The organism is Gillisia sp. CAL575, assembly GCF_000403785.1.
In the GTDB taxonomy this organism is placed as follows: Bacteria; Bacteroidota; Bacteroidia; order Flavobacteriales; family Flavobacteriaceae; genus Gillisia.
The window spans coordinates 23,642-48,042 of sequence record NZ_APHJ01000022.1; the positions used below are offsets into that span (position 1 = coordinate 23,642).

Here is a 24,401-nt window from a genome sequence, read left to right on the forward strand (position 1 = left end):
CATCACTTTACCCAAAGCTTCTACAATAATTAAAGCATTTATCATCAAAACAAAAGAAGACTTACAATAATTATTAAAAAACCTTAATAAATGAATTTAATAAGCCTAATAAATCGGGTCTCAATCAAAAAATATTATTTGATTTTCTTTCTCAGCTTTTTGTTTTTTTCGTGTTCTAATGATGACTCCTCTATAACTTCAGAAGAAATGGAAGAAAAAATAGACCCTACTATAATTGCAACTTCCCCTTGCGAGAATGGAATGGCAGGAAAATATCCATGTAAGGATTATGATTTAATGGCCCATATAAGTCTTTCTATATTTAATGCCGTCTCTGGAAATGATTCCTGGGGATGGACAGATGCTAGTACAGGAAAAGAATATGTTTTAATGGGGCTTGATAATGGCACTGCATTTATAGATATATCCAATCCTTCAGAACCTATTTATCTAGGAAAATTAGTTTCTCAAACACCTTCCGCTTTGCATCGCGACATCAAAGTATATCAAAATTATGCCTTTATTGTAAGTGAAGCTGAAGGTCACGGTCTGCAGATCTTTGACCTAACGAAACTTAGAAATGTAGCCAATGCTCCTGTTAACTATCAGGCAGATGCAAAATATAATGAATTTGAACATGCACATAATATTGTGATCAATGAATCTTCAGGATTCGCTTATGTTGTAGGTTCTAACACTTTTGCCGGCGGCCCACATATCATCAATATCCAAGATCCAATGAATCCAACTTTCGCAGGAGGTTATTCCTTAGATGGATACAGTCATGACGCACAAGTAGTAACCTATAATGGGCCAGATACAGATTATAGTGGTAAGGAGATCTATATTGGAAGCAATGAAAATAAAGTTGCTATTGTAGATATTACCGATAAATCCAATCCGAAAAATATTTCTACAATCACCTATGAAAATGTTGGTTATACTCACCAAGGTTGGTTCACAGAGGATCAGAAATACTTTTTGGTGGGAGACGAGTTCGATGAAATACAAACTGGAAAAAACACTAGAACTATCATTTTAGATTTCACAGATTTGGATAATCCCAAAACACATACAAATTACACGAGTTCCCTACCTTCTATAGATCATAATGGATATGTAAAAGACAATTTATTCTATCTGGCCAATTATACTGGAGGATTGCGAGTATTGGATATTTCAGACATTAAAAATAAAAACATAAGGGAAGTAGGATCTTTTGATAGTTACCCACTAACTAATTCCAAAGATTTTAACGGAGCATGGAATGTATATCCTTTTTTTGAAAGTGGAAACATCGTTTTAAGCGACATAGATAATGGTCTTTTTATTGTAAGAAAAAAGGAATAGACTTAAATACCACTTTATTATATCTCAATATTAAATCCACCTATTCACATAATTTTATAAAATATATATTTTGTAATTTCACCCTCAAATTTAAAGTCAGAATTACAGTTTCAAATTAGAAAATTTCAGTGTGTTTGAATTTTTTTTTTGAATTTTGAAATAGAATATTTCACCTTTGCTGTTATTTCGCTTTAATTGGAATTAAAATATGATTGAACAAAGCATTTTAGAAATTACCTCAGACCTCTCAAGGGCTAATAACATTGTAATAGTTCCGCATAAAGGACCAGATGGAGATGCTATAGGATCTTCATTAGGTTTATATCATTTTCTGAAAGGAAAAGGTCATCACGTTACCGTAATTGCGCCTAATGATTATCCAGATTTCCTGAAATGGCTTCCTGGACAGGAGGACATCATGATTTATGAAAAGGATTATATTACTTGTAAACCCTTGATCTCTAATGCAGATATTATCTTCACTTTAGATTTTAACGATCTATCAAGAACTGGAGATATGCAGGATTCATTAAAAGAGGCAGATGCTACCTTTATAATGATAGATCACCATCCCGAACCGTCTACATATGCACATCACACATATAGCGATGCTACTATGAGTTCTACCTGCCAAATGGTGTATCAATTTATAGAAAAATTAAGAGCCGTAAAAAGCATCACTCCAGAAATTGCAACTTGTTTGTATACTGGAATAATGACAGATACTGGTTCTTTTAGATTTAGATCCACTTCTAGTAAAACGCACAGGGTAATTGCAGATCTTATAGATAAAGGTGCAGATAATGCTAAAATACATCAACAAATCTATGATACTTCTTCTGAAAGTAGATTGAAATTATTAGGAGTTGCACTTCAGAACTTAAGGGTTAATAAAGAATTAAGAACTGCCTACATTACTCTTTCTCAAGAGGAATTAGATCAAAATAACTTCAGAAAGGGAGATACAGAAGGTTTTGTAAATTATGGATTATCCTTGGAAGGAATTATTTTCGCAGCAATATTTATAGAGCATAAAGTAGATGGAATCATTAAAATTAGTTTCCGTTCTAAAGGGAGTTTTAATGTAAACGAATTTTCCCGAGCGCATTTTCAAGGAGGAGGACATATAAATGCCGCAGGTGGAAAAAGCGATATTTCGCTAGAAGACACCATTGTGAAATTTAATAGCGTGCTTCCAGAATATAAGGAAGAATTAGGTTTATGAAGCTAAAAATTTTATATACAGCAGCGATATTACTAGGTGTAATAGGATGCAAATCTCCGGAAGCCAGAAGGCCTGTTACTCAAAATTCAGGTTCTTTTATCAATGAATCTATCAAAAGAAATAAAAAACTTGTTGCGAAAGAAGAAGCGATCATTCTTAAAATGATCGAACAGGATTCTACTCAAGATTATAAAGCTTCCAGCAATGGGTTTTGGTATTACTACAACAAGAAATCTACAGATTCTTTAAATGTTGAAATGCCGGAGTATGGTGATGTGGTGAGATTTGATTATAACATAAAAGATTTAAATGGTAATTATATCTATGATGTTGGAGAAATTCCCACAAAAAGATATGCCATGGATAGGGAGAATCTTTTTGGAGGGTTGAGAGAAGGTCTAAAACTCATGAAAGCAGGAGAAACTGTCACTTTTATTTTCCCTTCTCACAAAGCATTTGGTTATTATGGTGATAAAGATAGAATAGGAACCAACATCCCTATAATTACAGAAGTAACATTAAACTCGATTACCCAAGAAATAAATACCAATAAATCTGATAATTAATTAATATGAAAAGATTAAGCATGCTTTTAGTTTGTGCCGTTTTACTTGGCCTAGTAAGTTGTAAAGAGGATTATCCAGACCTTAAAGATGGTCTTTATGCCGAATTCAACACTAATAAAGGTTCTTTTATTGCAGAACTTTATTACAAGGAAACTCCTACAACAGTTGCCAACTTTGTTTCTTTAGCTGAAGGTGATAGTCATAAAATGGTTGACAGCACTTCAAAAGGGAAAAAATACTACGACGGACTAATTTTTCACCGGGTTATAAAAGATTTTATGATCCAAGGTGGAGATCCAACCGGAACCGGAAGTGGAGATCCTGGTTATAAATTTCCAGATGAAATTGTAGATTCTTTAAGTCATGCTACAAAAGGTACATTATCTATGGCTAATGCAGGTCCTGGTACTAATGGAAGTCAGTTTTTTATCACCTTGGCTCCTACTCCTTGGTTAGATGGAAAACATACTATTTTTGGTAAAGTACTAGAAGGACAAGCCGTTGTAGATAGTATCGGAATGGTTAAGACTGTTGCCAGAGACAAGCCAGAACAAGATGTGGTTTTAGAAAGCCTTAAGATTATCCGTAAAGGAAAAGAAGCTAAAGATTTTAAAGCTGCTAAAACATTCGAATCTAATTTGGCAAACGCTAAGGTTAAAGAAGAAGAAGCGGAAGTTGCTAAATCTGAGATGAAGAAAGAGAACGCTTCAAAATTCATGGCTCTAAAGGAAGAGGCTAAAGAATTGGAAAGTGGTATTAAAATTCATTACCTAGAAAAAGGAGAAGACGTAAAAATCCCAGAAGGATCTATGGTTATGGTAAACTATGCAGGATATTTTGAAGATGGTACTTTATTTGACACCAGCTGGCAAGATGTTGCTGAACAAAATGGAGCACTAAATCACGTTAAAAGAGATCAAATGGGATACCAGCCAATGGCTACTAAATACGGTCCAGATGCCCCTATGATACCAGGATTTAGAGATGGAATAACTTCTATGAATGTTGGAGATCGTGCAGTTGTTTTCATCCCTTCTCATTTAGGATATGGAGAAAGAGGAGCTGGCGGTGTAATTCCTCCAAATACAGATCTTATATTCGAAATAGAAATTGTAGAAATTCAGAAATAGAAACTGATTTTCATATTATTAAAAAAATCCCGCTCCATATTTGGAGCGGGATTTTTTATGTCTCAATGTCTTATTAAGCTTGTCATAATATAGTTTCTAAGGCTCAACCCAACAATGGTATTTCATATTATTTCTTCGGAATATTTTTAAGGATCTCTAAAACGAATTTCCAATATTTCTGAGAAGAAGAAATACTTGCTCGCTCATCTGGAGAATGCGCTCCTCTTATTGTTGGTCCAAAAGAAATCATATCCATTTCTGGGTAATGACTTCCAATTATCCCACATTCTAATCCTGCATGACATGCAGCCACATCTGCTTTTTCGTTAAATAAATTAGAATATAAATTATCTAATACAGTCAAAATATCTGAATCTCTATTTGGTGCCCATCCTGGATAATCTCCAGACAAGTTTACCTCACAGCCTGCAAGTTCTAAACTCGCTCTTAAAGAATTAGTAAGATCGTCCTTAGAAGATTCTACAGAAGATCTTGTAAGACATTTCAGGTTGATGTTTCCATCTCTAATTTCCACTTTCGCTAAATTATTAGAAGTTTCAACCAAACCTTCAATTTCCGGACTCATTCTAAATACTCCATTATGCAACGCATAGATGGCTTTTAGAATAGTTTCCTGAGTATCTGAATCCATAACCTTTGTTGGAGTCTCAACCTTTACCAGCTCTAATTTCATTTTTGGTTCCAGCTTAGCGAATTCGATTTTTATAGCTTCAAAATCCTCCATTAATTCAGATTCGAATGCCTTGATCTGGAAATCATCTATTAATACCACTGCTTCACTTTCTCTAGGGATCGCATTTCTAAGTCCTCCCCCTTGTATTTCAGCAATACGAATTCCGAAATTTTCAGATGCATTATATAATAAGCGATTCATCAATTTGTTGGCATTTCCCAATCCCTTGATGATGTCCATTCCAGAATGTCCTCCTTGCAAACCATTCAAGGTGATCTTAAATGCGCTCATATCTTCTGGAGCATCTTTCTGAGTGTACTTTCTAATAGCAGTTACATCTACCCCACCTGCGCAACCAATTCCTATTTCATCATCTTCTTCGGTATCAAGATTTAAAAGGATATCTCCTTCTAATAATCCAGGCTCCAAACCTTTAGCTCCCGTCATTCCTGTTTCTTCATCTATAGTAAACAATGCTTCAAGTGCAGGATGTTCTATAGTATCACTTTCCAGAATTGCCATAATAGTGGCAACCCCTAGTCCATTATCTGCACCCAATGTAGTGCCTTTCGCTCTTACCCAATCTCCATCTACATACATTTCGATTCCCTGAGTATCAAAATCGAATTTGGTATCGTTGTTTTTCTGATGCACCATATCTAAATGAGACTGCAATACCACCGCTTTTCTATCCTCCATCCCAGAAGTTGCCGGTTTTTTAATTATAACGTTCCCTACATTATCTACAAGTGTTTCTAAGTTGAGATTATTTCCGAAGTTTTTCATAAATTCAATTACCCTTTCCTCCTTTTTAGAGGGTCTAGGAACTTCATTAAGATCTGCGAATTTATTCCATAAAACTTTAGGTTCTTGTGCTCTTATTTCTTCATTCATAGTATTAATATTTGGTATATTCACAAAGATATTGGTAATTCACAAACCACGAAATTTTTAGCAGCATATTAGAATTTATTTAGGAAGTGAAAAATAGAACAAGCCTCATTTTAGCCATTTTATTGCCAATACAAATTATTGCTATAAAAATAATTTCGGCTTATCCAGATTTTATAGAATCGTGGTATAGTACAGGCTTATATCCTTATATCGCTAAAATAATGCGATTTTCTCTGGGTATATTTCCTTTTTCTTTAGGAGATCTCTTGTATACTTTTTTTATTGTCTCCATATTCCGATGGATCTACTTAAGATTTAAAACGAAGTTTAGAGGTTATAAAAAATGGACTTTAGACCTGCTTGCCACTTTTTCTATTATTTATGCCTGTTTCCATCTTTTTTGGGGCTTTAATTATTATAGACTTCCCCTACACCGAACCTTAAAGATCAAGAATACTTATACTACAGAAGAACTGGTTCTTTTGACAGAAACTTTGATAAAAAAATCTAATCAGGTACACACTGGATTAGTAGAAAATGATTCTTTAAAAGTGGAATATAAATTTAAAAAAACAGAACTATTCAGAAAAACTATTGAAGGTTATGAGAGTTTAAGCATTAAATATCCTAAACTTACATACGAGGGCAAAAGCTTAAAAAGATCACTTTACAGTCTTCCCTTAACATATATGGGTTTTAATGGGTATCTAAATCCGCTCACCAATGAAGCGCAGGTAAATACGCAGATTTTAAAATATAAGATTCCTACAACTGCGAGTCATGAAATTGGTCATCAGCTAGGATTTGCAAAAGAGAATGAAGCTAATTTTATAGCTTGTCTTGCCACAATGAACCACCCCGATCCATATTTTCAATATGCAGGATTTACCTTCGCTTTGCGCTATTGTTTAAATGAACTATATGTGAGAGATCAAGCAAGAGCAGATAAACTTTTAAAAACAATACATCCCGGGGTTTTAGCCAATTATAAAGAAGTCAGGGATTTCTGGGAAACACATAAAAACCCTTTTGAGCCGATTTTTCAAGTTACTTATAATGGTTTTCTTAAAGCAAATAATCAGGCTGAAGGGATGAAAAGTTATAGTTATGTAGTTGCTTTACTCGTCAACTATTTTGATGATGTGGAGAATGCTTTTTAAGCAAATTTATGATTCAACAAATATTCCTTAAATTCCACTTTCTAATTTTCAAAAGCAATTACTTTTAAACAACTATTTTATGAGATTAAAATTTCTACTCTTATACCTGGTCATTTCTTCCGGGTTAAACTTGTACGCTCAAGATTACTTTCCGAATAATGATGGTGTAAATTCTAAAAATACCAATTATACCGTTTTTAAAAACGCTAAAATTCATGTAGATTCTAATACTATTATAGACAATGGAATGATCGCTGTGAGAGAAGGGAAATTAACTGCTGTTGGCAAAAGTATTGCCATTCCTAAAAACAGTATTGTTATAGACTTAAAAGGTAAAGACGTTTATCCATCTTTCATTGAGATCTATAGTGATTTTGGGATGAAAAAACCTGCAAAAGCTGGAAGTGGGAATGGTCAACCCCAATATAATGCAAGCAGGGAAGGCTATTATTGGAACGATCATATTCGTCCGGAAACTAATGCACTAGAGTCTTTTACTTTTGATAAAACTGAAGCTGAAAAGTTTCAGAAGAACGGATTTGGAGCGGTAAACACGCATCTTGCCGATGGAATTATGCGAGGAACCGGAATGCTGGTAAGTTTAAATGCTGAAGGATCTGAAGGAGATCGTATTTTAAAGGACAAATCGGCCAATTTTCTTTCCTTTGATAAAAGCGTACAATCCAATCAATCGTATCCTACTTCTATAATGGGGGCGATGGCCTTGCTAAGACAAACCTATATAGATGCAGCATGGTATGAAAAGGGAAATATTTCAACCAAAGATCTGGCATTAGAAGCATTAAATAGAAATAGCACTTTACCCCAAATTTTTAAAACCGATAATTTATTAGATCAATTAAGAGCCGATACGGTTGGAGATGAATATGGCATTCAATATCTAATTTTTGGTAGTGGGAATGAATTTGAGAGAATTGCTGAAGTTAAGAATACTAACGCCACATTTATTATTCCACTGGATTTCCCGGAAGCTTATGATCTAGAAAATCCATTTATGGCAAATAATGTAAGCTTGCAAGATATGAAACGATGGAATCAGGCTCCATCTAACCTAATGCAACTTGCGAAAAATAATATTCCTTTTATTCTCACTACACAAAATCTAAAGGATGAAAAGAAATTTAGAGAGAACCTTTTAAAAGCGATCTCCTATGGTTTAGATAAAAAGAAAGCACTTGAGGCTTTAACTACAACTCCTGCAAAATTTCTAGGAGAAGAAAATAAACTTGGAGTAATAAAACAAGGTGCTTGGGCCAATTTCTTAATTACTTCAGGAGATATATTTGATAAGGAAACCGTATTATTTGAGAACTGGATACAAGGTCAAAAAGTGGTTTTAGAAAATATGAACACTGTGAATCTTGAAGGAAAATATTCTTTAGCAGTAGATGGAAAGAATTATGATCTGGAAATCACAGGAAAACCAAACTCTCCAAAAGCCGAGGTTAAACTTGGTGACGCAAAGATCAAATCTAAGTTATCTTATACAGATACCTGGATGCAAATATTATTATCGTCACCAGATTCAACCAAAACAGAATACACAAGATTGGTTGCCAAAGTAAATGATGACGTAAATAAAATAAATGGCCGAGCTATATTAAGCAATGGTAAAGAAACCTCATTTACAGTCACAAAATCTTTAGATAAAGCAAAAGAAAAAGACAAAAAAGAGGAAGATAAAAACGACAGTATTCTTCCCATTGTACCCCTAACCTACCCAAATTTGGCATATGGTTTTAAGGAATTACCAAAACAAGAAGATATTTTATTTAAAAATGCAACTGTCTGGACCAATACCGAAAAAGGGATTCTGGAGAAGACAGATGTTCTAATAAAAGATGGGAAAATTGCTAATATAGGTACTAATTTAAGTGCCGGAAAAGCAAAAGTTATCGATGCATCGGGAAAACATTTAACTACCGGAATTATAGATGAACATTCCCATATTGGCGCTTCAGCAATTAATGAAGCAGGGCAAAACTCTTCAGCAGAAGTATCTATGGAAGATGTTATAGATCCTACAGATATCAATATTTATAGAAATCTTGCAGGTGGTGTGACTACAATTCAGTTATTACATGGTTCAGCAAACCCTATTGGGGGACGTTCTGCAATTATGAAATTAAAGTGGGGAGAGAATGCAGAAGGGATGATTTTTCCAGATTCACCTAAATTCATAAAATTTGCGCTTGGAGAAAATGTAAAACAAGCAAACTGGGATAGTAAAAGCAGGTTTCCACAAACAAGAATGGGTGTAGAACAAGTCTTTACAGATTATTTTAGTCAGGCTAGGGATTATGAAACCGCTAAGAAGACTGGCAATTACAGGAAAGATATTGAAATGGAAACTTTAGTTGAAATCTTGAATGGAGAGCGATTTGTAAGTAGTCATTCTTACGTGCAAAGTGAGATTAATATGCTTATGAAAGTTGCAGAATCTTTCGATTTTAGAATCAACACATTCACACATATTCTAGAAGGATATAAGGTTGCTGATAAAATGAAAGAACATGGTGCGGGAGCATCAACTTTTTCAGATTGGTGGGCATACAAATATGAAGTAAAAGATGCTATTCCATACAATGCTGCAATAATGCACAACGCAGGATTAACTGTTGCTATTAATAGTGATGATGGTGAAATGAGCAGAAGATTGAATCAAGAAGCTGCGAAAAGTGTAAAATATGGTGGAATTTCTGAAGAAGAGGCATGGAAATTTGTCACTTTGAATCCTGCTAAATTGTTACATCTGGACAATCGAGTTGGGAGTATTGAAGCTGGCAAAGATGGAGATGTAGTTTTATGGTCTGGTAACCCCCTTTCTATTTACAGCAAAGCTGAAAAAACCCTTATTGAAGGAACGGTTTATTTTGATATTGAAAAAGACAAAGAACTTCGAAAGGAAATTGCTCAGCAAAAAAATATGCTGACGGGACAAATGCTTACTGCAAAGAATGGCGGAGCTAAAACACAATCTGCCACAAAGAAAGAAGATCAAAAAATGGGTTGTGACACATTGGTAACTTACTAATATTGAAAAAGATGAAAAAAATTAAAATAATATATATACTAGGAATTTTAATAATTACTAGTTCACTAAATGCCCAGCAGACTCCTTCGCCGGCTCAAAGCGAGGCAGTTACTATTGTAGGTGCAACAGCTCACATTGGAAATGGAGAGGTTATAAAGAACAGTCTTATAATTTTTGAAAATGGAATCTTAACGCAAGTTTTAGATGCTACCACTACTAAAATGCAATATCGTGGAACTATTATTAATGCTGAAGGCAAGCATGTGTATCCAGGGTTTATTGCGCCTAATACCACACTCGGTTTAGTAGAAATCGCGTCTTTAAGACCTACGGACGACGAAGATGAAATTGGAGAAATGTTACCACATATAAGAAGCTTGGTAGCATATAATGCTGAAAGTCAGATCGTGGAAAGCATGAGGCCAAATGGGGTTTTAATTGGTGAGGTAGTTCCAAGAGGAGGAACTATTTCTGGTACATCTTCTATTGTTCAGTTTGATGCCTGGAATTGGGAAGATGCTGCAATAAAAATAGACAATGGATTACATATTAATTGGCCAAATAGTTTTAAACGTGGCAGATGGTGGTTAGGTGAAGAACGAGGATTAAAGCCAAATGAAAAATATCCTGAAGACGTTTTGAAACTAACACAATTCTTCAATAATTCCAGAGCCTATATTGCTGGTGATCAAAAGCAAGAAAATCTACCTTATAAATCTATGGAAACTGTTTTTACAAATGGAAAAAAAGTGTTTGTTCATGTAGATGGAGAACGTGAAATTGTAGATGCTATTCAGTTTAAAAAAGATCAGAATTTAAGAGATATGGTTATCGTGGGTGGATATGATGCTTTAAAAGTTGCAGATCTAATTAAAGCTGAAAACATAGCTGTTTTGAGTCCTCGCCCTCACAGCACTCCAAATCAGGATGACGAAGACTATGACTATAACTATAAACTCGCCAAATTACTTAGTGATAAAGGAATTTTAGTAGGATTAGAAAGCAGCGGGCAAATGGAAAGAGCTAGTACCCGAAACCTGCCGTTTTACGCAGGAACTGTTGCAGCAAATGGAATGGCTAAGGAAGACGCCTTAAAATTGATCACCTTAAATAATGCAAAAATATTGGGGATAGATGATAGATTAGGAACTTTAGAAAAAGGAAAAGATGCTACTCTATTTATTAGTGAAGGTGATGCCTTGGATATGAGAACTAATAAGTTAACAAAAGCATATATACAGGGAAGAGAATTGAGTTTAGAAAGTCACCAAACTGAATTATATCACCGATATTCTGATAAGTATGAAAATCAGAAAAAAGAATAGTTCTTAAAACCGTTCTGAATTTTCAAAATTAGAAAATGGTTGTCATTCTGAAGGAAACGAAGTGATCTGAAGAGTCTCAATAAATCCCAATCAACATAAAATGAGATCCCTCCTACGTCGGGATGACAAATAGACATCGGGACAGAATTCAAATTAAATTCAAATAGAAAAAACCTCTGATAATTTCAGAGGTTTTTTATTTGTAAGTATCAATAAGTACTTATTTTTACAACATGATCAAACAAATATCTAGCGCTCAAAATCCAGTTGTAAAAAGGCTGCTTCAGCTGCAAGAGAAATCTCGCAACCGAAAAAAAGAAGGAGTTTTTATAGTGGAAGGACTTAGGGAAATTCAGCTTGCCTTTAAGGGAAAATATATCTGCGAAGAATTCTTTTTTTGTGATTCTTTATTTCCTGCTGAAGGTTTGAGGGAACTGAACCCAAATACTGAACACTCCCCTTTGATCACAGAATTCTCTAAAGATGTTTATGAAAAGATCGCATATCGTGGCAGTACAGAAGGCATTATGGCTTTATTTAGATCTAAAGAATTGGCTCTGGAATCGCTTCAGCTAAAATCTGAACAGCCATTAATTTTAGTTGCTGAAGCACCAGAAAAACCAGGTAATATCGGAGCGCTTTTAAGAACTGCAGATGCTGCAAATGTAGATGCTGTAATCATTGCCAATCCCAAAACCGATCTTTTTAATCCTAATATTATTAGATCTAGTGTAGGTTGTGTTTTCACAAGTAATATCGCAGTTGGAACTACTTCAGAAATTATCAGTTTTTTAAAGAAACATAAAATCTCTATTTATACAGCTGCCCTACAAGCGTCAAAAAATTATTCAGATGTAGATTTTAAAAAGTCTTCTGCAATAGTTGTTGGTACCGAAGCAACAGGATTAAGTAAAGAATGGATAGATAATTCTACTCAAAACATCATTATCCCCATGAGTGGAGAAATTGATAGCATGAATGTATCTGTTGCTGCTGGAATTTTAATTTTTGAAGCTAAACGACAAAGAGGTTTTTCCTAGAAAGACTGACAATATGTTCATTTATGCTAAATAGCCTTATTCATTCAATTATAACGCATATATTAATCTTTTCCTTCAAAAACAATATTCTACGTGAGTGCTGAAATCTTATTTTATATAATAATTGCTATCATTTTAATCGATTTTATAATCGACAAAATTCTAGATTCTTTAAATGCAAGCCGATTCAACGATCCAATCCCAAAAGAGTTGGAAGACGTATATGATGATGCAGAATATCGAAAATCTCAGAATTATAAGAAAGATGTTTATAGGTTCGGAATAGTTTCATCCGTTTTCTCATTACTGCTTTTGTTAGGTTTCCTCTTTTTTGAAGGATTTGCTTTTGTAAATGGAATTGCAAGTGATTTTACTGAAAACCCTATTTACAAAGCTTTAATTTTCTTTGGGATAATTATGTTTGCCAGTGATATACTTACCCTGCCCTTTTCATATTACAGCACCTTTGTGATTGAGGAGAAATATGGATTTAACAAAACCACTAAGAAATTATTTGTATTAGATAAATTGAAATCCTGGGGATTAATGATCGTTGTTGGAGGTGGAATTTTAGCACTGATTGTCTGGTTTTATCAATTAACTTCTACAGATTTCTGGTGGTATTCATGGATTATGGTTACCGTTTTTATTGTGTTTACAAATATGTTTTATGCAAAGCTTATTGTTCCACTATTCAACAAACAGTCCCCACTGCAGAATGGATCGCTTCGTTCTAAAATAGAAGCCTATGCCCATGAAGTAGGTTTTCAATTAGATAATATTTTTATAATAGATGGTTCAAAGAGAAGCACTAAGGCAAATGCCTATTTCTCTGGATTTGGCAAAGAAAAAAGGATCACTCTTTATGACACTTTGGTTAATGACCTAAGTGAAGAAGAAATCGTTAGTGTTTTGGCACATGAAGTAGGCCATTATAAGAAAAAGCATATCATAGTAAACTTAAGCGCTTCTATATTAACCACAGGTTTAACTTTGTGGGTGTTGTCCATATTTGTTGGCAATGCCTTACTATCTCAAGCCTTGGGAGTAGAAAACCCAAGTTTTCATATTGGGTTGATCGCTTTCGGAATTTTATTCAGTCCTATTTCAGAAATTACCGGGTTGTTGATGAATTATTTATCTAGAAAATTCGAATATCAGGCAGATGATTTTGCTAAAAACACCTATAGTTCAGATCCTTTGATCTCTAGTCTCAAAAAATTATCTAAATCTAGTTTAAGCAACTTAACCCCACATAAAGCCTACGTTTTTATGCATTATTCGCATCCTACATTATTACAGCGAATTAAAAACTTAAGCTCTTAGTTGGAAGTTGTTTCTTTACAATGTTAATCGTAATTTTAAGTTATGACAGAAGCTGCAATAATAAAAGAAAACAAAGAAATTGCGCGCCAGTATAAGGAATTGCTACGCATAAGTTACAGATCCCTAACTAAGGAAGATAAAAATTTAATTAGATTGGCATTTGATACTTCAGTAGAAGCACATAAAGATCAGCGAAGAAAATCTGGTGAGGCTTACATATTTCATCCTATTGCGGTTGCTAAAATAGTGGCTTCAGAAATTGGATTAGATGCCACATCTATTGCTGCTGCTCTCTTACATGATGTTGTGGAAGATACCACCTACACTATCGAGGAAATTGAGGCCATGTTTGGGGAAACTGTCGCTTTAATTGTAGACGGTCTAACCAAGATCTCGCACTTACAGCAGCAACAAGATAAAAACGTTTCTCTACAAGCTGAAAATTTTAGAAAAATGTTGCTTACGCTTAACGATGATGTTAGGGTAATCATTATTAAAATTGCAGATAGGTTGCATAATATGCAAACTATGGATTCTATGAAACCAGATAAACAGGTTAAAATAGCTTCAGAAACACTCTATATCTACGCGCCACTTGCACACAGAATTGGATTATATAGCATTAAAACTGAACTTGAAGACCTCAGTTTAAAATATACCGAACCTGAGGTTTATAATGATATTCTTCAGAAGATAAGGGAAAGTAAACAAGAGCAAGATGCTTATATTGATGCATTTACAAAGGTTATAAAAGACTCATTAGATCAAGAGCAATTAGACTACACAATTAAGGGAAGACCAAAATCTATTTATTCTATTTGGAGAAAAATTAAGACCCAGAATATCACTTTTGATGAGGTCTTCGATAAGTTTGCTGTTCGTATTATTTATAAAGGTGATTTAGCAAATGAAAAATTTTTAGCCTGGAAAATATATTCCATAGTTACAGATCATTTTAGACCGAATCCAATTCGATTAAGAGATTGGATCTCTTCACCTAAATCTACTGGTTACGAAGCTTTACACATTACCGTAATGGGCCCTAAAGGAAGATGGGTAGAAGTACAAATTAGAAGTGAGCGAATGAATGAAATAGCTGAAAAAGGTTATGCAGCTCATTATAAGTATAAACAAGGTGCAGAGCAGGAAGAAAAGACCATGGAAGAATGGTTAAATAGACTTCAAGAAGCTTTAGAAAATTCTGAAGCCAATGCTGTAGATTTTGTAGAACAATTCAAACTGAATTTATACGCCAAAGAGATCTTTGTATTCACTCCACAAGGAGATTTAAAATCTTTGCCAAAGGGAGCAACTCCATTAGATTTTGCATTTAGCATACATACGGCCATAGGGCTTCATACTCGAGGTGCTAAGGTGAATAACAAATTGGTACCTTTAAGTCATGAATTAAAAAGTGGCGATCAAATAGAAATTATTACTTCAGACAATGCTAAACCTAATGTTAACTGGTTAGACTATGCAAGCACTGCAAGAGCTAGAGCTAAGATAAAATCTTCTTTAAGAGAAGAGAAAAAAGAACTTGCAGAAGAAGGAAAAGCTGTGCTGGCAAGAAAGTTAAAAGCGCAAAAACTCAGTTTTAACGAGAGTATGATCAATGAGTTGGTTATTTACTTTAAATTAAAAACCAGCCTTGATCTTTTTTATAGAGTAGGAATTGGTAAGATTGACAACAAGAATTTAAAGGAATTTACTTCCTCTAGAAGTAATGCTTTTGTGAGCTACTTTAAAAATAAGATTAGAAAAGCACCTGTTGCAGAAGATCTTAATAAAGAAGAGATCACTCATAAATACGATCAGATAGTATTTGGGAAGGAAGAAGAGGTTCTTGATTATAAGTTAGCTAATTGTTGTAATCCTATTCCTGGAGATCGGGTGTTTGGTTTTATTACTGTTAGCGAGGGGATAAAAGTTCATAAAAAAGACTGTCCTAATGCTATTCAGTTTCAAAGCAACTATGCCTATAGAATTATCCAGGCAAAATGGATAGACTCGTCTCAACAGGATTTTAAGGCGGTTATCAGTTTACGTGGAATAGACAATTTAGGATTAGTTAGCGAGATCACTAAAGAAATTTCAAAAAGTATGAACGTAAATATGCGCAGCATTAATTTTGACAGTGCAGATGGTGTGTTTACAGGTAAAATAACGGTAATTGTAAAAAACAATTCCATCTTAGACACACTAATAGAACATCTTAAAAAAATTAGTGGGATAGATAAGGTGTCAAGAGAATAAACCAATACCTTTGCAAACGAAGCAATATTATGAGCAAGAAAAGCGGAAATAAGAATGATCAGGCTGTAGTTAAAAATGTATTTACCAAATTTTTGGAGGATAAAGGGCATCGTAAAACCCCAGAACGTTTTGCTATTTTACAGGAGATCTATAATAATGAAGAGCATTTTGATATTGAGTCGCTATATATTAATATGAAAAATAAGAAATATAGGGTGAGTCGCGCTACTTTATATAATACCATAGAATTACTTTTAGATTGCGGTTTAGTTAGAAGACATCAATTCGGCCAAAATCAATCTCAGTACGAAAAATCTTATTTTGATAGGCAACACGATCACATAATTTTAACTGATACAGGAGAAGTAATAGAATTTTGCGATCCTAGAATTCAAAGTATAAAACAAACGATAGAAGAAGTTTTTAATATTGAAGTTTCTAAACATTCTTTATACTTTTACGGTACAAAAAAACAACCAACAAATTAGATATTTATGGCAGTAGACTTACTACTCGGATTACAATGGGGAGATGAAGGAAAAGGTAAAATTGTAGATGTTTTTACCAAGAAATATGATATAATTGCTAGATTTCAAGGAGGTCCAAATGCGGGTCATACTTTGGAATTTGATGGTCAAAAGCATGTTCTTCACACGATTCCTTCCGGGATTTTTCATAAAGACACCATAAATCTTGTTGGAAATGGGGTTGTTATAGATCCGGTTATTTTCAAAAAAGAATTGGAAAATTTAGATGCTTTCAAAACAGATTATAGAAAAAATCTATATATCTCAAGAAAAGCCCACTTAATACTTCCTACTCATAGGTTGTTGGATGCAGCTTCTGAAGCTTCCAAAGGAAAAGCCAAAATTGGTTCTACACTTAAAGGAATTGGACCAACTTATATGGACAAGACTGGAAGAAATGGAATTCGTGTTGGTGATCTTGAATTGGATAATTGGAAAGAAAAATATAGATTATTGGCAGACAAGCATGAAGCTATGATTAGCTTTTATAATGTAGATGTACAATATGATTTAGCGGAATTAGAGACTGAATTCTTTAAAGCCGTAAAACTACTGAAAACATTGAAGTTTATAGATAGTGAGCAATACTTACAAACAGCGCAAGAAGATGGAAAATCTATTTTAGCTGAAGGTGCTCAGGGATCTTTATTAGATATAGATTTTGGAACATATCCTTTTGTGACTTCTTCTAATACCACTGCAGCAGGAGCTTGTACGGGATTAGGAGTTGCACCGAATAAAATTGGAGATGCTTTTGGAATTTTTAAAGCATACACTACAAGAGTTGGAAGCGGTCCTTTCCCTACTGAACTTTTCGATGAAGATGGAGAGAGAATGGGAAGAGTTGGAAATGAATTTGGCGCTACTACAGGTCGTGCTAGAAGATGTGGTTGGTTAGACCTTGTTGCGCTAAGATATGCAGTGCAAATAAATGGAATCACCCAATTAATAATGATGAAAGGTGATGTACTAAGTGGTTTTAAAACCCTAAAAATATGTACATCTTATATGTATAAGGGAGAAGAAATTAAGCATTTACCATATAACATAGAACCAGAGAATGTTACTCCTATATATACAGAGTTTAAAGGTTGGGAAGAGGATCTTACTAAAATGACTGAAGCCTCTGAACTACCTAAAGAATTTATGGAATACGTGAAATTTTTAGAGGATGAATTAAAGACTCCCATTTCTGTAATTTCTGTAGGTCCAGATAGAAAACAAACGATAAACAGATAATTTTTTTTATAAAATATATTGAATAAAAAAATGCCTTTCATTTCTGAAAGGCATTTTTAATATAAATCAAATCAATCTAGAATTAAGAAACGATGAAATTCGAAGCAATTGCATTTACTTCAGCCATAGTCAAAGGTTCATCAAAAGCTTCCTGAACGGCCTCTGGCCCTCCAAAATTACCAAATAATCCAGAAAGCTCCACACCACCTTGAACAGTGTTAGCTTCTCCAGCGTATATTCCATCAAATACAGATGGTATACCGTTACTTGCAGCAGTTCCGCCAGTAACCCAACCTTTTTGACCTCTCATTCTACGTACTTGTGAAGCATGTCTTGCCTCTACTGAATGAACTTGCAAAGCAAAAGTCAATAAATCATTATCATTTGCTAATGCTCCAGCCTGACCTTTAAATGCTCTTACTCCAGTATCTTCAAAACCTTGAGATAAAGCCATGAAAGTTTCGTAGTTCTCAAAAGTATCTAATCCCAATCCTTTTCCTGTAAAATCAAAAGTTGGTTCCTCTATTGCAGCATCTCCTAAGGCAGCTGCGAAAAAGTCTACGTGGGATTTTTCATGTTTCAAGATTTGTCCAAAAACTGCACGATCCGCTTCTGGAATTAGTCCAGTCGTATCCATTGCAATTTGATAAAAGTTACGCTCCAAATATTCAAGAGTTAAAGCGAAGTTTAATACCTCTTGCGGAGTTGCTTGGAATGCCGCAGCAGACATTGATGCAGTCGCCGCTTTTGCTTTACCACTAGTTGCAGCTAATGCAAAAGGAATAGATGCTAAAGCAAAATTCTTACCTGCATTTGTAAATTGACTTATTGAGCCTCTTCTAGAACTTTTTGTTTTTAAAAGTTCTTCGTTAGAAAGGTTATCTAATATTTTTAATAAATTCATTTTTTTCGTTTTAAATTGATAATTAATTACTCAGTTGGCAATTGATTTGCTGTGAATTCAGTTGTAATAAACCCGCCAGCTGCTGCAAGAACATCACTTGGAGGTGTAGCTTTGTCATAAGACAATCCAGTTCCACCTAAGTCTACTAAAATACCATCTCTAGCAAAAGCAGTAGTACCTGGGTTAATTAAATCTGCAAATGCTGAAGCATGTCTAGCTTCCACAGAAACAATTTTTCCTGCAAGTCCTAAATAAACATCACCGTTTGGAGCAGTAACATCAATTAATTTACCTGCACCATTATAAGCTGATACACCAGTATCTTCTAAAAGAAGAGCGGTTGCCAAAACAGAATCTCTATCATCGAAATTTACATTTCCATAATCAAATGCTAGATCTGGAGTAATATCATCTGGGGCGACAGCAGTAATTGCTGTTTTAAAAAATTCACGGTGTATTACTTCGTGATACCATACATCTTCAAGAAGAGTTTTTTCATCACCATCAGGTAAACCTTTATAATAAGCTCCATCTATTACTCTAGTATAAAAATCTGCTTCTAATTGTTCTAAAGCATAAGCATAGTTTAAGATTCCCAGATTTCCAGCACCTAAATCAAATACACCATCTACTGGTGGAGTAATCGGGTCCATATCGTCGTCATCACTACATCCGTAAAGTAGTAAACTACTTCCTGCGACTGCCAATCCTCCCATTTTTAAAAATTGTCTACGCGAATTGCTTGTTTTTGAGTGGGTTTCTGTAGAAACTTCCACTTTAATCACTGGTTTTTTCATAATTAAGTTTTCTAGATTATATCCAAACTTACGTGAGAAAACGATTTTAGGTTTTAAACAAATGGTTAATTTTTTCTTAAAGGAAATTCTGGAATCTTAAATTATTATAAAATTTAGAAAAGTTTATGAGAATTAGCTAATTCCTAACACTTTCAACGGTTCATTTAGAAATCGATTTATTGATGAACGGTTTTTAAAGAATCATTCATTTAGCTTCAGTTTTAATTATTTTTATTTAAGCAGCTCTTTCATTATATGGCTTTTCCTTACTTTTGATTCAAATTATTCAGTTTGAAAAAATCTACCCATTATATAGTTAGCTTATTGCTATTCCTTTGCTGCATTGGCAACTTCTATGCGCAAACGTCCAAAAAAATTGATTATACGAGTGATCGGACTTTAAAAGATGAGAAAAAATATCCTGGAGCTATTATATTAAGCAAAGTGACCAATCAGGTACATTTTATTCACGAAGGCATAGAAATTTGGTGTGACCAGGCAATTCACTACGATGAGGCAAATTTTTTTAAGGCTTATGGCAATGTGAGAATGCAACAAGGAGATACGGTTACTATGCAAAGTAAGTATGCAGAATATAACGGAACTACTCAATTTGCATTTGCGAGCGGTGATGTAAAAATGAGTAGGCCCCAATCTTCAATAGAAACAGATACTTTATTTTTTGACCGCGTTAAACAACAAGCCTACTATAGAAGTGGCGGAACCGTTCGAGATACTGCAAGTGTACTTACTAGTAGAATTGGTAGATACTATATGGATCAGGATAAATATTCTTTCCTGAGCGATGTAAAAGTGACCAACCCAAAATACACTATAAATTCACAGCAATTAGATTTCTATTCAGACAGTGGCTACGCTTATTTATATGGACCCACTACTATAGAAAGTGAGACAAGTACGGTGTATTGTGAGCGTGGGTTTTATGATACTAGGGGTGACGTTGGGTATTTTGTTAAAAATTCTAGAATAGATTATGAAAACAGAATTCTAGAAGGGGATAGCTTATATTTTAATCGGGCAAAAAGTTTTGCCTCAGGTACAAATAATATTAAAGTAACAGATACTTTAAATCATAGTTTAATAACTGGTCATTATGCTGAAGTTTATCGTGAGAAAGATTCTGTCTTTATAACCAAACGTGCATTAGCTGCAACAATTCAAGATAACGATTCTATATTTATTCACAGCGACACCTTAATGATCACAGGAAAACCTGAAAATAGAATTGTTAGAGGTTTTTATAACGTAAAATTATTTAAGAGTGATTTAAGCGGTAAAAGCGACTCTATATATGTTAACCAGAAAAAAGGAATTACCAAACTTTTGAATATTGGAAGTGGACCTTTAACATCTGTTACTAAGAAACGAACACCAGTAATTTGGTCAGATAATAATCAGATGACTGGAGATACCATTCATATTCTAAATAATCCCGTCACAGAACAACTTGATTCTCTAAAAGTTTTTTATGATGCATTTCTTATTCAGAAGGATAGTATAGAGGGATATAATCAAGTAAAAGGAAAAGAGCTCACAGGTTTATTTGTAAATAATGAGTTATATCAAGTAGATATTATAAAAAATACTGAAACTATTTACTATAGTAGAAATGAGGAGAAAGAATTATTAGGAATAAATAAAACACTATCTAGTTCTATAAAGATCCTTTTTGAAAACAAGACAATTCGGGACATCTATTATTATAAACAAGTAGATGGAACTCTAACCCCACCAGAGGACTTTCCGCCAAATGCGCGAGAACTTCCTGGTTTTAACTGGCGCGGAGAAGAGCAATTATTGCAAAAATCTGATCTTTTTAAGGGAGAAGACCCGCCTAAGTTAACAAAGATCAAAGGGATTCCTTTACCAGAGGAGCAAGAAGACTTTTTTGATGAGAGCAATGGAGAACCTACACTATTGAATGAAAATTCAAGATTAACACCAGATGATCTTAAAGATACCAAGGTGGATAGCTTAGGAGTGCCTATAAAAAAAGTTGATTCTCTTTTAATAGATAAAAAAAAGATATTAGAGAAAAAGAAGAAATCTGAAACGGAAACTAATAAAAATTAAGATTGTTGAAAGAAGATTTTTTAAAATATCAAGCGCAAACTACTCCGCATCCATTAGCTATGGAAATTTCTCATGCTAAAGGATCATACATATACTCTATTCAAGGAAAAAAATATTTAGACTTTGTTGCTGGAGTTTCGGCATGTAGTTTAGGACATTGCCACCCTCGTGTGGTAAATGCAATTAAAGAACAGGCAGAAAAATATTTACACGTTATGGTATATGGCGAATATGCCTTATCCCCTGCTGTTGCTTTAACCAAGCTTCTAGCGAGTAAATTACCAAAGTCTTTAAGTAAGACTTATCTCACTAATTCTGGAACCGAGGCAATAGAAGGAGCGTTAAAACTAGCTAGAAGATCTACAGAAAGATCTGAAATAATCGCAGCTAGAATGGCCTATCATGGAAATACGATGGGCTCTCTTAGTTTAATGAGTTTTGAAGAGCGGGTAGCGCCATTTAGACCTCTAATTGGAGACATTAGTTTTATAAATTTTAATACTGAAGAGGATTTTAAAAGCATTACAGAAAATACTGCCGCAGTAATATTAGAAACAATTCAAGGAGGTGCGGGATTTATAGTCCCAACTGATAATTACTTACAAAAATTAAAATCACACTGTGAAAAAGTAGGTGCTTTATTGATATTAGATGAAATCCAGCCAGGATTTGGTAGAACAGGCAAATTATTCGGATTCGAGCATTTCAATATGGTACCAGATATATTGGTAATGGGAAAAGGTATGGGTGGTGGTTTACCTATTGGTGCTTTTACCGCTTCAGAAAAAGTGATGGATACTTTAATGGATAATCCAAAATTAGGACATATTACCACTTTTGGAGGTAATCCCGTAATTGCTGCAGCAGCTTTAGCAACGCTTCAAGAAATCACAGAATCTGACCTTATGGCAGAAGCGCTTCAAAAAGAAAAACTAATTAGAAAACTCTTGGTGCACCCACTCATTACGGAAATTCGTGGAATGGGACTTATGCTAGCTGCAATTACTATTTCAGAGGAAATGGCAACCACAATAATTTTGAAAGCACAAGAGAAAGGTCTAATTTTGTTCTGGCTTTTGTTTGAAAAAACAGCCATTAGAATAACTCCTCCCTTAACTATTACCACTCAGGAAATTAAAGAAGGATGTGGCATTATTATTGACATTTTAAATGAAATTGAAAGTCAATTCTAACTTGTTAATTACTTTGTTAAAAACAATATAGATACCCTTACAGTTTAGTTGTTATACTTTATAACTTTAATACTGTAGAAATCACGTAATCCCCAGTGTATGCAATTAAGCCATAACGAAGAAAACAATTTCTCACTAACCCGTTTTGAGTCTATGTTGAAAACAAACGATGTTTTGTTTTTTGATTCAGAAGAATTTGAGGATATCATTCACCACTACCTGGAGAATGGAAAAATTGCATTGGCTAAAAAAGCTGTGAAATTAGGACTGGCTCAACACCCCACTTCTACAAATCTGAAACTTTTTAAAGTTGAAATCCTAGTATTTGAGGATAAACTAGATTTAGCAGATGGTCTATTAAATGAGCTTCATACTTTGGAGTCTTCCAATGAAGAAATCTTCATTCAGAAAGCAAATATTTTTTCTAAAAGAGACGATCATATAAAGGCGATCCAAATGTTGGAACTAGCTTTGGAAATCACTTTAGATACTGCAGATGTTTATTCTTTACTAGGAATGGAATACTTATTCTTAGAAGATTTTGAAAATGCAAAGCAGAGTTTTATGCAATGTCTAGAAGCAGATGAGGAAGATTATTCTGCTCTATATAATATTATGTATTGTTTCGATTTTCTTGAGCAAAAAAATGAATCTATAGATTTTCTAAATACATTTCTTAATAAGAATCCATATTGCGAAGTTGCGTGGCACCAAGTTGGAAAGCAATATTTTGACCTGAAACAATTAGATAAAGCTTTAATGGCGTTTGATTTTGCCATTATTAGTGATGATTATTTTATTGGAGCATATCTTGAAAAAGGAAAAGTTTTAGAGAAATTAGGTAGATATAATGAAGCAATAGAAAACTATAAAATCACTTTAGACCTAGATGATCCAACTTCTTTCGCTTATTTAAGAATTGGAAAGTGTTTTGAGAAATTAGGTTTAGATGAATATGCTCTGGAGAATTATTCTAAGACAGTTCATGAAGATCCTTTATTAGATAAAGGCTGGATAGCAATTACAGATTTTTATTTCAAGAAAAAGAATTATCAAAAAGCACTTTATTATATTAATAAGGCAATTAATATAGATGAAGAAAATGTTCTTTATTGGAAGCGCTTTGCAAAGATAAATAGTAGGCTTAATTTCTTTGAAGAAGCCGAACGAGGATATCAAAAGACTATTGAACTCGGGAATTATGAGCTAGAAACTTGGATAAGACGTTGTGATATTCTAACCAATCTTGGGGAATACGAAACTGCTATACAAAACTTAATGCAAGCTGTAGAATTTTATCCAGATTCAGCTGAAATAGAATATCGTTTAGCAGGTTTATATTTTAATCTAAATGAAGGTGATAAAGGTTATTTTCACTTAAATAATGGACTTAAATTAGATTCTGAATACTACATTATCATAGAAGAACTTTTCCCACAGATCTTCAGTAGAAAAAGCGTGAAAGAAATTATTAATTCTTACCTAAAAACGTCCTAATATTTTATTTACTTTTGAAAAAGAATTCTTAATCCTTCCTTGAGGGATTAATTTTTGAGTCCGATCTTTATCGGGATTTGTCATAATTTAAAAGTATTTTCCTCCCGAATTATCGGGAAAACTTTGTGG

General features: G+C 34.0%; 18 protein-coding genes. 15 read left to right on the top strand and 3 right to left on the bottom strand.

The features are described 5' to 3' along the window. The first annotated feature begins 90 nt into the window (after nucleotides 1-90). From I130_RS06120 to I130_RS06135, 4 genes are all read left to right on the top strand, one after another. A complete protein-coding gene (locus I130_RS06120) occupies nucleotides 91-1,350 on the top strand; it encodes a choice-of-anchor B family protein (protein WP_034920548.1) in 1,260 nt (419 codons plus the stop codon). A gap of 208 nt (nucleotides 1,351-1,558) precedes the next feature. Beyond that, on the top strand, nucleotides 1,559-2,575 hold the full coding sequence (locus tag I130_RS06125) for a DHH family phosphoesterase (RefSeq protein ID WP_034920549.1): 1,017 nt from the start codon (nucleotides 1,559-1,561) through the stop codon (nucleotides 2,573-2,575). Next, nucleotides 2,572-3,141, top strand: coding sequence for a gliding motility-associated peptidyl-prolyl isomerase GldI (gldI, locus tag I130_RS06130; protein WP_034920550.1), 570 nt, complete (start codon nucleotides 2,572-2,574; stop codon nucleotides 3,139-3,141). The genes I130_RS06125 and gldI overlap by 4 nt, the downstream gene beginning before the upstream one ends. A 5-nt stretch (nucleotides 3,142-3,146) precedes the next feature. Further along, the gene (locus I130_RS06135) at nucleotides 3,147-4,271 is read left to right on the top strand and encodes a peptidylprolyl isomerase (protein ID WP_034920551.1); all 1,125 of its coding nucleotides are present in this window, start codon (nucleotides 3,147-3,149) and stop codon (nucleotides 4,269-4,271) included. Nucleotides 4,272-4,398: 127 nt separating this feature from the next. Here the strand turns inward: I130_RS06135 and I130_RS06140 are convergent, their stop codons facing one another. Next, entirely contained in the window at nucleotides 4,399-5,859 is a 1,461-nt protein-coding gene (locus I130_RS06140) for an aminoacyl-histidine dipeptidase (RefSeq protein ID WP_034920552.1), read from the bottom strand. Between the two features lie 86 nt (nucleotides 5,860-5,945). On the opposite strand from I130_RS06140, the gene I130_RS06145 reads away from it, so the two are divergent. From I130_RS06145 to I130_RS06180, 8 genes are all read left to right on the top strand, one after another. After that, nucleotides 5,946-7,019 (top strand): DUF3810 domain-containing protein, encoded by a 1,074-nt coding sequence (locus I130_RS06145; RefSeq protein ID WP_034920553.1) that lies wholly within the window; start codon nucleotides 5,946-5,948, stop codon nucleotides 7,017-7,019. 79 nt (nucleotides 7,020-7,098) lie between these two features. Beyond that, the gene (locus I130_RS06150) at nucleotides 7,099-10,074 is read left to right on the top strand and encodes an amidohydrolase family protein (protein WP_034920554.1); all 2,976 of its coding nucleotides are present in this window, start codon (nucleotides 7,099-7,101) and stop codon (nucleotides 10,072-10,074) included. Nucleotides 10,075-10,085: 11 nt separating this feature from the next. Next, entirely contained in the window at nucleotides 10,086-11,399 is a 1,314-nt protein-coding gene (locus tag I130_RS06155; protein WP_034920555.1) for an amidohydrolase family protein, read from the top strand. Nucleotides 11,400-11,632: 233 nt separating this feature from the next. Beyond that, nucleotides 11,633-12,439, top strand: a complete 807-nt coding sequence (locus tag I130_RS06160; protein ID WP_034920556.1) for a TrmH family RNA methyltransferase — start codon at nucleotides 11,633-11,635, stop codon at nucleotides 12,437-12,439. Between the two features lie 93 nt (nucleotides 12,440-12,532). After that, nucleotides 12,533-13,765: a M48 family metallopeptidase gene (locus I130_RS06165; protein WP_034920557.1), complete on the top strand. Its 1,233-nt coding sequence runs from the start codon at nucleotides 12,533-12,535 to the stop codon at nucleotides 13,763-13,765. 42 nt (nucleotides 13,766-13,807) lie between these two features. After that, a complete protein-coding gene (locus I130_RS06170) occupies nucleotides 13,808-16,021 on the top strand; it encodes a RelA/SpoT family protein (protein ID WP_034920558.1) in 2,214 nt (737 codons plus the stop codon). A 29-nt stretch (nucleotides 16,022-16,050) separates the two neighbouring features. Beyond that, nucleotides 16,051-16,509 carry a Fur family transcriptional regulator gene (locus I130_RS06175; protein ID WP_034920559.1) on the top strand — a complete coding sequence of 153 codons (459 nt, stop codon included), beginning with the start codon at nucleotides 16,051-16,053 and terminating at the stop codon, nucleotides 16,507-16,509. Between the two features lie 6 nt (nucleotides 16,510-16,515). Then, entirely contained in the window at nucleotides 16,516-17,787 is a 1,272-nt protein-coding gene (locus tag I130_RS06180; protein ID WP_034920560.1) for an adenylosuccinate synthase, read from the top strand. An 82-nt stretch (nucleotides 17,788-17,869) separates the two neighbouring features. On the opposite strand, the gene I130_RS06185 is transcribed toward I130_RS06180, so the two are convergent. Together I130_RS06185 and I130_RS06190 are read right to left on the bottom strand one after the other, a co-directional pair. Further along, nucleotides 17,870-18,691, bottom strand: coding sequence for a ferritin-like domain-containing protein (locus I130_RS06185; protein ID WP_034920561.1), 822 nt, complete (start codon nucleotides 18,689-18,691; stop codon nucleotides 17,870-17,872). A 26-nt stretch (nucleotides 18,692-18,717) separates the two neighbouring features. Continuing rightward, nucleotides 18,718-19,488 (bottom strand): ferritin-like domain-containing protein, encoded by a 771-nt coding sequence (locus tag I130_RS06190; protein WP_083932873.1) that lies wholly within the window; start codon nucleotides 19,486-19,488, stop codon nucleotides 18,718-18,720. A gap of 291 nt (nucleotides 19,489-19,779) precedes the next feature. Between I130_RS06190 and I130_RS06195 the strand changes: the two genes are divergently transcribed. The 3 genes from I130_RS06195 (at nucleotide 19,780) to I130_RS06205 (ending at nucleotide 24,272) form a co-directional block, all read left to right on the top strand. Continuing rightward, nucleotides 19,780-21,582 (top strand): OstA-like protein, encoded by a 1,803-nt coding sequence (locus I130_RS06195; protein ID WP_034920562.1) that lies wholly within the window; start codon nucleotides 19,780-19,782, stop codon nucleotides 21,580-21,582. Between the two features lie 5 nt (nucleotides 21,583-21,587). Beyond that, a complete protein-coding gene (locus I130_RS06200) occupies nucleotides 21,588-22,775 on the top strand; it encodes an aspartate aminotransferase family protein (RefSeq protein ID WP_034920651.1) in 1,188 nt (395 codons plus the stop codon). Nucleotides 22,776-22,874: 99 nt separating this feature from the next. Further along, a complete protein-coding gene (locus I130_RS06205; RefSeq protein WP_034920563.1) occupies nucleotides 22,875-24,272 on the top strand; it encodes a tetratricopeptide repeat protein in 1,398 nt (465 codons plus the stop codon). Nucleotides 24,273-24,401 lie beyond the last annotated feature (129 nt).

Bases quoted from the DNA above. Each gene is read 5' to 3' on its own strand.
- I130_RS06135 (WP_034920551.1), top strand. From the start codon at position 3,147: ATGAAAAGATTAAGCATGCTTTTAGTTTGTGCCGTTTTACTTGGCCTA.
- I130_RS06155 (WP_034920555.1), top strand. From the start codon at position 10,086: ATGAAAAAAATTAAAATAATATATATACTAGGAATTTTAATAATTACT.
- I130_RS06125 (WP_034920549.1), top strand. From the start codon at position 1,559: ATGATTGAACAAAGCATTTTAGAAATTACCTCAGACCTCTCAAGGGCT.
- I130_RS06185 (WP_034920561.1), bottom strand. From the start codon at position 18,691: ATGAATTTATTAAAAATATTAGATAACCTTTCTAACGAAGAACTTTTA.
- I130_RS06205 (WP_034920563.1), top strand. From the start codon at position 22,875: ATGCAATTAAGCCATAACGAAGAAAACAATTTCTCACTAACCCGTTTT.
- I130_RS06175 (WP_034920559.1), top strand. From the start codon at position 16,051: ATGAGCAAGAAAAGCGGAAATAAGAATGATCAGGCTGTAGTTAAAAAT.
- I130_RS06190 (WP_083932873.1), bottom strand. From the start codon at position 19,488: ATGAAAAAACCAGTGATTAAAGTGGAAGTTTCTACAGAAACCCACTCA.
- I130_RS06160 (WP_034920556.1), top strand. From the start codon at position 11,633: ATGATCAAACAAATATCTAGCGCTCAAAATCCAGTTGTAAAAAGGCTG.
- I130_RS06180 (WP_034920560.1), top strand. From the start codon at position 16,516: ATGGCAGTAGACTTACTACTCGGATTACAATGGGGAGATGAAGGAAAA.
- I130_RS06150 (WP_034920554.1), top strand. From the start codon at position 7,099: ATGAGATTAAAATTTCTACTCTTATACCTGGTCATTTCTTCCGGGTTA.
- gldI (WP_034920550.1), top strand. From the start codon at position 2,572: ATGAAGCTAAAAATTTTATATACAGCAGCGATATTACTAGGTGTAATA.
- I130_RS06120 (WP_034920548.1), top strand. From the start codon at position 91: ATGAATTTAATAAGCCTAATAAATCGGGTCTCAATCAAAAAATATTAT.
- I130_RS06170 (WP_034920558.1), top strand. From the start codon at position 13,808: ATGACAGAAGCTGCAATAATAAAAGAAAACAAAGAAATTGCGCGCCAG.
- I130_RS06140 (WP_034920552.1), bottom strand. From the start codon at position 5,859: ATGAATGAAGAAATAAGAGCACAAGAACCTAAAGTTTTATGGAATAAA.